At 30.2% G+C, this 11,970-nt stretch carries 10 protein-coding genes; all 10 read right to left on the bottom strand.

What is annotated here, in order from left to right; all coding sequences use genetic code 11:
- Window positions 1-3: 3 nt before the first annotated feature.
- The 10 genes from JW646_RS15235 to JW646_RS15190 all read right to left on the bottom strand — a co-directional run bounded on the left by JW646_RS15235 (window position 4) and on the right by JW646_RS15190 (window position 11,960).
- Window positions 4-2,436: an FtsK/SpoIIIE family DNA translocase gene (locus JW646_RS15235; RefSeq protein ID WP_148556355.1), complete on the bottom strand. Its 2,433-nt coding sequence runs from the start codon at window positions 2,434-2,436 to the stop codon at window positions 4-6.
- Window positions 2,437-2,599: 163 nt separating this feature from the next.
- Window positions 2,600-3,445 (bottom strand): ClpP family protease, encoded by an 846-nt coding sequence (locus tag JW646_RS15230; RefSeq protein WP_175487614.1) that lies wholly within the window; start codon window positions 3,443-3,445, stop codon window positions 2,600-2,602.
- A gap of 129 nt (window positions 3,446-3,574) precedes the next feature.
- Entirely contained in the window at window positions 3,575-4,780 is a 1,206-nt protein-coding gene (gene dapG / locus JW646_RS15225) for an aspartate kinase (RefSeq protein ID WP_074915593.1), read from the bottom strand.
- Between the two features lie 9 nt (window positions 4,781-4,789).
- A complete protein-coding gene (locus tag JW646_RS15220; protein WP_074915591.1) occupies window positions 4,790-5,035 on the bottom strand; it encodes a YlmC/YmxH family sporulation protein in 246 nt (81 codons plus the stop codon).
- Window positions 5,036-5,161: 126 nt separating this feature from the next.
- Window positions 5,162-6,403, bottom strand: a complete 1,242-nt coding sequence (locus JW646_RS15215) for a M16 family metallopeptidase (protein ID WP_228415574.1) — start codon at window positions 6,401-6,403, stop codon at window positions 5,162-5,164.
- Between the two features lie 93 nt (window positions 6,404-6,496).
- Window positions 6,497-7,246: a polysaccharide deacetylase family protein gene (locus tag JW646_RS15210; protein WP_074915587.1), complete on the bottom strand. Its 750-nt coding sequence runs from the start codon at window positions 7,244-7,246 to the stop codon at window positions 6,497-6,499.
- A 251-nt stretch (window positions 7,247-7,497) separates the two neighbouring features.
- Window positions 7,498-9,603, bottom strand: a complete 2,106-nt coding sequence (gene pnp, locus JW646_RS15205) for a polyribonucleotide nucleotidyltransferase (RefSeq protein WP_228415573.1) — start codon at window positions 9,601-9,603, stop codon at window positions 7,498-7,500.
- A gap of 129 nt (window positions 9,604-9,732) precedes the next feature.
- The gene (locus tag JW646_RS15200; protein ID WP_074915582.1) at window positions 9,733-10,575 is read right to left on the bottom strand and encodes a DegV family protein; all 843 of its coding nucleotides are present in this window, start codon (window positions 10,573-10,575) and stop codon (window positions 9,733-9,735) included.
- 99 nt (window positions 10,576-10,674) lie between these two features.
- Window positions 10,675-10,929: a 30S ribosomal protein S15 gene (rpsO, locus tag JW646_RS15195; RefSeq protein WP_018589639.1), complete on the bottom strand. Its 255-nt coding sequence runs from the start codon at window positions 10,927-10,929 to the stop codon at window positions 10,675-10,677.
- A gap of 101 nt (window positions 10,930-11,030) precedes the next feature.
- Window positions 11,031-11,960: a bifunctional riboflavin kinase/FAD synthetase gene (locus JW646_RS15190; RefSeq protein WP_148556353.1), complete on the bottom strand. Its 930-nt coding sequence runs from the start codon at window positions 11,958-11,960 to the stop codon at window positions 11,031-11,033.
- Window positions 11,961-11,970: the final 10 nt, after the last annotated feature.

Here is an 11,970-nt window from a genome sequence, read left to right as displayed (position 1 = left end):
ATTTTATTCACCTTCTAATTTTGCTAATTCTTCCATTGTTATTAGTACTTTTCTAGGTTTACTTCCTTCACTAGGCCCAACTATTCCTCTTTCTTCCATTGAATCTATCAGTCTAGCTGCTCTGTTAAATCCTATTTTATACTTTCTTTGTAACATAGAAGATGATCCTTGCCCACTTTGTACAACAAAGGCAATAGCGTCTTCTAAAAATTCATCTACATCGTTATTTTTGATGTTAGCAGTTTTTGAAATAGTTTGTATTATTTCTTCTTCATATTTAACTTCTTCTTTTACTTGACCTTTTACAAAGTTTATTACTTTTTCAGAGTCATCTTCTGATATATAAGCCCCTTGCAACCTTACTGGTTTTGCAGCTCCTAGGGGATAGAATAGCATATCACCTTTTCCAAGTAATTTTTCTGCTCCACCCATATCTAATATAGTTCTTGAATCTGTTTGTGATGAAACTGCAAAGGCAATTCTAGATGGAACATTTGCTTTTATAACTCCTGTTATTACATCAACAGAAGGTCTTTGTGTTGCTATAATCAAATGCATTCCAGCCGCCCTAGCCATTTGAGCCAATCTACATATATAGTCTTCAACTTCATTAGCACATGCCATCATCAAGTCTGCTAACTCATCTATTATTATTACTACTTTTGGAAGTTTTGTTTCACTTTTTTCATTATAACTAGTAATATCTTTTACTCCTAAATCAGCAAACAACTTGTATCTTTTATTCATTTCTACTACTGCCCAGTTTAATGCATTTGCTGCCTTTTTAGGGTCAGTAACAACTGGTGATAGTAAATGAGGTATGCCATTATAATGAGCAAGCTCAACTACTTTTGGATCTATAAGTAATAACTTTACTTCGTCAGGTGTCGCTTTGTATAATACAGAATTTATTATTGTATTTATACAAACTGACTTACCTGAACCTGTAGCCCCTGCTACAAGTAAATGTGGCATTTTACCAATATCTGCAATAACTGGATTACCACTTATATCTTTTCCAAGCCCTATAGCAAGAGAAGATGAATCTTCTTTAAATTCCTTACTTCCAATAACATCTCTAAGTCCTACAACCTGTGGTTCGTCATTTGGAACTTCTATTCCTATGGCACTTTTGCCTGGAATTGGGGCTTCTATCCTTATACTTTTTGCAGCTAAAGAAAGAGCTATATCATCTGATAAGTTTACAATTCTACTTACTTTAACACCTGGGTTAGGTTGTACTTCGTATCTTGTTATAGTAGGTCCTAGAGTTACTTGACCCATTTTTGTGTCAACACCAAAATTAGATAATGTTTTGATTAACAAAGATGCATTTTCTAATGCCTTTCTTTTATCATTTTCATTACCTTTGTGTCCAATTTTAGTTATTAAATCTAAACTTGGTTTTGTATAGTTTTCATAATTTGATTGACTGTTAATGTGCAAATCATTTGTATCTCCTAAATTTATTGGAGCAGTTTTTTCAATATTAGTATTCGCCTTAGTTTTTGTATTACTCATTGTATCGCTCATTTTAACATTAGGATTTGTATTTTGAAGGTCCTTAAGCACATCTAACTCTGGCATACTACTTGTACCTTCTAAAATTTCTAGATAGTCATCATCACTTTTGTTAAATCCTACTATTTTTATCGTTTTGTCTTCATCATCATAACTAGGCTCAACTAAAGTATTTTCTAATTCCTCATTTTTATCATTTTTATTAAAAATATTCTTTAAAAAACCTTTTTTATTTTTACCAATTTGAGTAGTTTCATCAACTTCTTCAGTTACTAAATTAATTGCAGATTCTTTTAAGTTAGATACCTTATCTTTTACATTTACATTTCCATTTTTTATTTTACTAGACTTATTAGTAATGCCTTCCATTAGATCTTTAAGAGATATATTAAATGTGTACATTACTGTAATAAATAAAACAAATATACTAATTAACCATCCACCTGTTAAGCCAAATACTGCTTTAATAAAGTATGCTATTGTTGATGTGATTAGACCGCAACCACTTCCATCAATTCCCATCTGCATAACATCTCTATACATATTAGCCTTTAGAGGATTATCTACTGGAATTTTTCTTGCATTAAATAATCCATAAAAAATGAATAAAAAGACTATAAAAATATAGACTGTTTTGCTTTTTTTCATTCTATAGACATATTCATTTCTTTCAAAAAATCCAAGAATACCTATAATTATTATAAGCAACGGAATAATTACTGAAAGAGCTCCAAACAATCCTTTAAAAGTGTCTTGTATGAATTGTCCTAAAAGGCCCATGGAATTTGAGTTTAAGCTATATAATAAAAATATTCCTATAAATACAGTCACTAGATTATAATATTCTCCAGATACTATTATTCTATCTTTGTTATGCTTTTTATTCTTAGCGCCTTTACTTTTTTTCTTAGCCACCAATCTCACCTCTTATTTCTTATACCTTATCAATTAAAATTTATAATTTATCCACAAACTAAATCAATTATAAATTCTTAAAAACTTAAAAGTGTTAATGGTATACATTAACACTTTTAATTATTAAATCATTATATCACATATTACTTATTTTAAACAAATCTTATTTATTTCCTTCATTTTTGTTATCTTCTCTTATTAATTCTCTTAATTTAACTAACGCTTCTTTTAATCCTCCAACTTCATCTATAAGGCCACATTCCACAGCTTCTTTGCCTATCAAAACACTACCTACATCACTTACAAGCTCATCTTTTGCGTGCATAAGCTTATTTAACTCTTCTCTTTCTATATTAGAAGTTCTTGTTATAAATTCTACTATTCTTTCTTGCATTTTCTTGAAATATTCAAAAGTTTCATTAACACCTATCACTAATCCATTTGTTCTTATTGGGTGTACTATCATCGTTGCAGTTGGTGCAATATAAGAATAATCGCCTGCTGTTGCAAGAGGAACTCCTATGGAATGACTTCCTCCAAGTACAAGGGTTACGACTTTCTTAGATATGCTGTTAATTAATTCCGCCATGGCAAGGCCAGCTTCTACATCTCCACCTACTGTATTTAAAATAACTAAAATACCTTTAATTTCATTACTTTCTTCTACTGAATATAATAAAGGTATTATATGTTCATATTTTGTAGATTTTTTTTGTGGATTACCTACAAAATGTCCCTCAATTTCTCCTATTATAGTTATACATTGAATTTCTTTTTGTGCATTAGAGGGCATATTAGGAACACCCATTTGCTTTATATCTTGAACTTTATCACTGTCTTCGTCTTCACCTTCATTGTTACTATTATCAACATTATTACTTTCATTATTATCAGGTTTATTTTTCCCCTCATCTTCTTTTTTATCTTCAAGTCCCAGCTGATTCAAATCATAGTTATTATAATTATTACCATTTATGTATTCATTCATATTATTTTCTTTTTTTGTCATTTATTTCACCTCATATAATATATTTAATTTTATCTTTCCCAATGATTATGAAATAATTCTAAAGTTTCTTAGATCAGGTTTTGACACAAAAAAAGCAAGATAAAATATATCTTGCTTTTTTATATACTATTAATCTGCAAATTCGTTATGAATAGCATGAACAGTTTCTATCATATCTTCCTCTTTTACTAAACAAGTAAGACATGTATATGAATCTGATGATTGTAAAAGAGTAATACCTGCCTTTGATAAGGCTCTAACTACTTTTGCTATAACACCAGGAGTTTCAGTAACTTTTGAACCGATTAAAGTTACCTTAGCACAATGTTTTCTAATATCATATTTTACATCGTATTTTTGTAAAATTTCCTCTACAGCAAAAATATAATTTTGTTCCAATGCAAAGGCTTTTTCTTCTGTAAAGAAGTTTATCATATCTAAATTTATATGTTTTTCTTCCATTTCATTCAATATTTTTGAGAACAACTCTTCAGATGATTTCACTTTAATCTGAGCTATGTTATCTTTATGAGCTACTGATGTCATAAATCTAGATTGGAAATCTTCATAATTACTTGTTACACCACGAGTTAAACCAATTCTAGTTCCTTTACATGTAGGGTTTAAAGTATTTTTTATTTCTAAAACAATATCTCCATTTTTAGCAAGTTCTACCGCTCTAGGATGAATAACTTTTGCACCTTTTTCTGCCATTTGGAATACTTCTTCGTAATCACAATAATCAAGTATTTTTGCTGATGGCTCTATTCTTGGATCAGCAGTCATTATCCCATCTACATCTGTGTAAATTTGTACAGTTTCACTTCCTAATGCTTTTCCTATGGCAACTGCAGATGTATCACTTCCTCCTCTTCCTAAGGTAGTAACCTCTCCGTCTTCTGTACCGCCTTGGAATCCGGCTATAACAACCACTTTACCTTCATCTAACTCTCTATGAATTCTTGTTGGGTTTATTTCTTTTATTTTTGAATTTGAATAAACCTTAGTTGTTATTATTCCAGCTTGCATTCCTGTTAGAAATACTGATGGTATTCCCCTAGCTTCTAACATAGATGATAGTATTGTTCCTGATATTATTTCTCCGCAAGACATTATTAAGTCAAGTTCTCGTTTTTTAGATTTTTTGTTAACATTAGTACATAAATTTATTAGTGTATCAGTCGCATAGGGTTCTCCCTTTCTTCCCATGGCTGAAACTACTATCACTAAGTCGTTGCCCTTTTTCTTATATTGTTCTATTATATTGCACACTTCATTCATTTTTTCAACTGATGCTACTGATGTACCACCAAATTTTTGTACTAGAATCCCCATAAATGCCTCCTAAAATATTCCATCATATTCAATGATTATCATATCATTGCCAATTTTCTTTACATTCCTCCACGGAATTTCTAAATCTCCTCTATCCTTTTTTATACCAAAAAATCCTCTTTCTCTTGGTATGGAAAGCGCCAATATTTTCCCTGTAGTTTCATCTATTATAATATCGCACTCTCCAATTACTCCAAGTCTTTCTCCACTAACTAAGTTTACTATTTCTTTTCCAGCTAATTCAGATAAATTCATATTTTCACCCCGATAAATAAAAATTTTAATTTTCTTAAGTCACTGTGTAGGTTTTCAGTTCATATTTCCAACAATATGCCTTTCCCACTAATTTAGGTCACCTTACTCAAGCAGCGCTTTTTACAATTATATCTGAACACCTTCTACGTTTTTTCCTACTATACACACTCCTAAATTCTCTATATTAAATACTTTATTAATAATTGCTTCAACTTGTTCCATATTTACGCTATTTATATGTTCAATAATTTCATCTTCGTTTTTAATCTTATTATTAAGCAGCATAGACTCTCCATGAGATAGCATTTTTGAACTAATACTTTCCAAGCTTAATATATAATTACCTTTTAACTGTTCCTTACTTTCTTTAAGTTCTTCTTCAGTAATATAGTTTTCTTTTATATTCTTTATTTCTTTTATTATTAAGTCATAGACTTCTTTTAAGTATTCTTCACTGGTACTAGCAAATACACCCAACTCCCCACATTTTTTATATAAAGTCTGAGAGGAGTATATGGAATAGACCAATCCTTTATCTTCTCTTATATTTTGGAAGAGTCTAGAGCTAGTACTTCCACCAAATATATTGTTTACAACTGCTAACGCATAAGCTTCCTTTTCGTTTTCTTCTGGTATAGCTTTTAAGCTAATTGCTATATTAACTTGCTCACTATCTTTATTTTTAGTTATAAAACAAGAGTGAAACTTAGCTTCTTTTACTTCTATGTTTACTTCCTTTTCTTCCCATTTTCCAAATTTTTCTTCAATGAACTTTACTACTTCCTCAAAATTAAAATTGCCACAAACTGATATGACTGCATTATTAGGAACATAATATTTACTATAATGATTTAAAATATCTTTTCTTTTTAAACTTTTAATCGTCTTCCTATTTCCAAGTATATTCATACCTAGTCCATCATCAGCATATATATTTTCTACTAATAAATCATAAGACAAATCATCTAAAGAATCTTCATACATTTTAAGTTCTTCTAATATTACGGCTCTTTCTCTGTCTATATCATTATTATTAAAGGTTGAATTTAATATCATATCGCTTAAGACATCTATACCTATGTTTATATGCTCATCTAAAAGATGAACGTAATAACATGTACATTCTTTATTTGTAAAAGCATTTATTTGTCCACCAATATTATCTACGTCTCTTGCTATATCTTTTGCACTTCTACTTTCAGTTCCTTTAAACAACATGTGCTCAATAAAGTGTGACACACCACTTTCCTTAGGTGTTTCTATCCTAGATCCTGTATTTATCCAAATCCCAAGAGATACGGATTTTAAGTAAGGTATTTCCTCTCCCACAATGGTAAGACCATTTTTTAGGGTTTGACATTTATACATATCGTCCTCCAAATTCTTTACTACGTCATTATATACTTTAATTTTTACAAGTTAAAAAAATTTATAGTATTAATTATAGTTTAGGAACTTAATTTAATCAACAACAAACACATCACTAAGCCTTCCTGGTTTTAAATTTTTTTCTCTTATAATTTGAATAATATCATCAATACATTTTGTTGTTGCATCTGTTGGATGCATTAATACAATACTTCCATCTACTATGTTTTTATTTTTTACTCTTTCAATAATTTTTTCAGGATTATCTCTATCTTGCCAATCAATAGTATCCACATCCCATTTGAAACATATGTAGTTTAAACGTTGTGCTGCTTTAACTGTATTTGACCCAAAGGAACCTGCTGGAGCTTGAAAAAATTTAGTTTCCTCTCCAATAGCATCATCAATTATTTTCTTAGAAGTGCTTATTTGATTATAATTTTCATCATATGAAAGGTTAGCATAGTCTAAGTGTTTATATCCATGATTACCTATCTCATGGCCTTCATTTTTAATTCGCAAAAGCAAGTCCTTTTTATTTTCAGCCCACTTTCCTGTAACATTGAAAGTTATATGTACCTTCTCCTTTTTTAAAGCTTCCAAAATAGATATTACATACTCATCCTCCCACCCCAGGTCTACGTTGCAAGTTAATGCAACATAGCCACTATTTTTTTTAGTCCCCTGAGTATAAGGGGCTTTTGCCAAATCTAGAATATTAATACTTGGAGTTGTTTGGTTTTTCTTAAGTGTAAAAGCAATTCCACATATTATAAGCAGAATGATTAGAATAAAAATTATTAATTTTTTTAGTTTGCCTTTGTTTAGCACCATCATTATCATATTGGTTTCCTCCTAATATGTACAAATTATTTCTTATTTTAAGTTTATTATTACAACTTATAATTTATTCTTAGGAATAGGACTTGTTATCTAAAAATTCACTTCGTTCATGTACCTAACCATATGTCTTTACTAATACTTAAGTTAAATACGTGATTTAAAATTTAGTATCTTTAATCCACCTATGATCCAAATTTTTATAATAAAAAAAACGAGACTATGTCTCGTTCCCTTATTTTATAAATGAATTGTTATTTATTTTTTCTCTCTGGTCTAGGTAATAATACTTTTCTAGATACATTTACTCTACCTTTGTCATCTATTTCAGTAACCTTAACTTCTACTTCATCTCCAACGTTTAATACATCTTCAACTTTTTCTATTCTTTCATGAGCTATATTGCCTATACGAAGTAATCCTTCTTTTCCTGGAAGTAATTCAATGAAAGCTCCGAAGTTAACTACTCTTGTTACTTTACCTTTGTAGATTTCGTTTAACTCAACTTCTGCAACTATGTCAGATATTTTTTGCTGAGCAAGTCTAATCATATCTATATCTATACCAGCTATGAATACTTCACCATCTTGTTCTATATCTATTTTAACACCAGTTTCGTCTATTATCTTAGTTATTACTTTACCACCAGCACCGATAACATCTCTTATCTTATCTGGCTTAATTCTCATAGTAACTATTTTTGGTGCATATTTAGATAATTCTTCATTTGGCTTATCTATGCATTTTCTCATTTCATTTAATATATGAAGTCTACCAACTCTAGCTTGAGCTAATGCTCTTGTTAATACTTCTTCATCTATACCAGCTATTTTTATATCCATTTGTATAGCAGTTATACCTTTTTCAGTACCTGCAACTTTGAAGTCCATATCACCTAAATGGTCTTCCATACCTTGTATATCTGATAGTATAGCCATTTTTCCATCATGTTCTATAAGTCCCATTGCAATACCTGCAACCATATCTTTTAAAGGTACACCCGCATCTAATAAAGATAATGTAGAACCACAAACAGAACCTTGAGATGTAGAACCATTTGAACTTAATACTTCAGACACAAGTCTTATAGCATAAGGGAATTCTTCTTTTGAAGGTATTACTGGAAGTAAAGCTCTTTCAGCTAAAGCTCCATGACCTATTTCTCTTCTTCCTGGACCTCTTGATGGTCTAGCTTCTCCAACAGAGTATGCAGGGAAGTTGTAGTGATGCATATATCTCTTGTTCTCTTCTTCATCAAGTCCGTCAAGTATTTGAACATCACCTAATGCTCCAAGAGTTGTAATTGTCATTACTTGAGTTTGTCCTCTTGTAAATAATCCTGAACCATGAGCTCTTGGTATAAATCCATGATCACACCATATTGGTCTTATTTCATCAGTTTTTCTAGCATCTGGTCTTCTACCTTCATGAACGATAGCTTTTCTAACTTCTTCTTTTATTATAGAATCTAGTGTAGCTATTATATCATTTCCAAACTCTTCTAAAGTTTCTTCATCAAAACTATTTATAGTTTGTTCTTTTACAGCATCCATAGCTTCTTGTCTTTCAAGTTTTTCAACAACGCTAACAGCTTCCTTCATTCCTTCAGTAGCTATTTCTCTAACTTTAGCCTCTATTTCTGCATTTGGTTTATTTTCAACAAACTCTAATTTTTCTTTTCCAACTTCAGCTTGAATTTGTTCTATAAATTCAGCTATTTTTTTGATTTCTTCATGTGCTTTTAATATTGCTTCAAGCATTAATGATTCTGGTACTTCATCAGCTCCAGCTTCAACCATCATTACCGCTTCTTTAGTTCCTGATACTACTAAGTGTAGTACACTTTTTTCTCTCTCTTCAGCTGTAGGATTCACTACAAGCGCTCCATCAACTAAACCTATACATACAGAACCTGTTGGCCCATTAAAAGGTATTTCTGATATTGATAAAGCCACTGATGAACCTATCATAGAAACTATATCAGGAGTACAATCTTGGTCCACTGATAAAACTGTAGCAACAACTTGTACGTCATTTCTAAAAGTTTTTGGGAATAAAGGTCTTATAGGTCTATCTATAAGTCTTGATGTAAGTATAGCTTTTTCTGATGGCTTTCCTTCTCTTTTTAAGAAACCACCTGGTATCTTACCAACTGAGTATAATTTTTCTTCATAATCAACACTTAGTGGGAAAAAGTCTACGCCATCTCTTGGTTGAGCTGATTTTGAGCAGTTTACCATAACCATTGTCTCACCGTATCTAAGTATCGCACTACCACTAGCAAGTTGTGATATTTTGCCTATTTCAACAGAAAGTTCTCTTCCTGCTAAATCCATTGTAAAAATTTTATGTTCAAACATTAATGCTTGTACCTCCTCTTATACTAAAACCACTATTTCTTCTATGTACTATATTAACAAAATTACTACTAATTAACAATATAATTATACAATGTAAAGAATTAGTGTTGTAGTATATCCTCTTATTTATTAATTGGAAGAACTTATCGCTAAAATTTCAGGCCCTGTATGTGCACATATACAAGATCCACCTCTAGTAATAAATACTTCCTTTGCTTTTATTCTTTTAGCAACTTCTTCTTTAAGTTTTTCAAAATCCGACTCATTAGAGCCATATCCTATTGTAAGAACTTTAGATTCTAAGTTATTGTCATTAACTTCTAAAATCATATCTACTAGTTTGGAAGCCACTTGTTTGGCTCCTCTAACTTTTGTTACTATTTTATTTTTCCCCTCTTCCATGGTGCATATAGGTTTTATATTTAACATATTTCCTACAAAAGATACCACACTTGGTAATCTTCCACTTTCTTTCAAATAATCTAGTGTAAAGGGTACGAAAAATAAATTTACGCTTTCTCTAATGTCTTCTAATTTATTAAATATTTCATTAGCAGGTAAATCGCTATTTTCCACTAATTCACAGGCTTTTATTACATATTGTCCACTTCCTAAAGATAAAAATAATGTATCAAAAACATATATATTACCAGCAACATCGTTTTTGGCCATCATTGCACTTTGATATGTACCTGAAGTCTTTGATGATCCTGTTAAACAAATCACATCATACCCTTCATTTACATATTTTTCAAAAGCCTCTTTGAATTGAATGTATGTAACCTGAGATGTTTTAGGTAAAATTTCACTACTGTCTAAAACCTTATAAAATTCTTGTTTAGTAAAATCTATTCCGTCTTTATATTCTTTCCCATTTATGCTGATAGTAAGCGGAATCATATCTAAAAAATCTTTTTGTTTTATTTCTTCAGGAATGTCGCACATGCTGTCACACAGTATTTTAATCTTCATGGCTACTGCCCCCTTATAGAAATTAATTCTTCGTTTTTTTATCAATACAAAAAAAGCAGATACCATAAGTATACCTGCTTTTTCAATAAAGTAATAAGATTATTTTCTTAATCCTAATTTAGCTATTAATGCTCTGTAACCTTCTAAGTCTTTTTCTTTTAAGTAACCTAATAAGTTTCTTCTTCTACCAACCATTTTTAATAATCCTCTTCTTGAATGGTGGTCTTTTTTGTGAACTTTTAAGTGCTCATTTAATTCGTTTATTCTAGCTGTTAATAAAGCTATTTGAACTTCTGGAGAACCAGTATCTCCTTCTTTTCTTCCGAATTCTTTTATTATTTCTGTTTTATTCATTTGATGTACCTCCAAATAATTTGATATAATCGCCATTTACTAAGCATTGATTGGAGTATTCATATGCCGAGTAATGGTTACTTTGATTATTTTATCATAACTTAGCTACTTTTGCAAATATACTTTTTATATATATAATTAGTATCCATCTTTAATTGTAATTTTAGTTCGTTTAAATCTTTAAACTTCTTCTCATCTCTTATTCTTTCCAAAAACTCAAGTTTTATAGTTTTGCCATAAATATCTTTGTCAAATTGTAATATATTTGTTTCTACTGACATTTTTTCTCCATTTACTGTAGGATTATAACCGATATTTGTAGCTCCAACATATACTTCATTGCCTATATGTACTTTTGTAGCATATATACCTCTTTTAGGTATAATAAGATTTTCTTGTAGTCTAAGGTTTGCCGTTGGAAATCCTAAAGTTCTACCTAGTTGCTTTGCATGAATTACTGTACCTTCAATTGCATAGTTTCTCCCTAAATAGTTCTTTATTTCATCTACTCTTCCTGCATATATTAAGTCTTTTACATGAGTGCTACTTACTCTTATGTTGTTAATAACTACAGGTTCAATTACCTCCACATCAAATCCATATTTTTTACCTAATATTTTTAATATTGGCGGAGTACCTTCTCTTTTTCTTGCAAAAGCAAAATCATGTCCTATAATTAGTTTTTTGGCTCCTAATTTGTCAACTAATATTTGTTTTACAAAATCTTCTGCTGATATTTCTGCCATATCCTTATTAAATGGTATATCTATAACTACATCTACACCTAATAACTTAAGCTTATTCATTTTTTCTACTTCTGTTATTATTTCTCTAGTTATAATATTAGAAAAATAACTAATAGGGCTGTTTTTAAATGTAAAAACTACACTTGTTAGCTGTTCTTGTTTTGAATAATTAACAGTTTTTTCTATAAGAACCTCATGCCCTTTATGAATTCCATCAAATTTACCTATAGTAACAACACTTTTATCAAAACTTTTTACTTCATTTAAAGAATTTATAATAATCATGTCTTTTCCC

This window comes from Terrisporobacter hibernicus, from assembly GCF_020809405.1.
GTDB lineage: Bacteria > Bacillota > Clostridia > Peptostreptococcales > Peptostreptococcaceae > Terrisporobacter > Terrisporobacter petrolearius.
The sequence above is the reverse complement of the archived record's forward strand: the minus strand, read 5'-3'. Positions and strand labels throughout refer to the sequence as shown.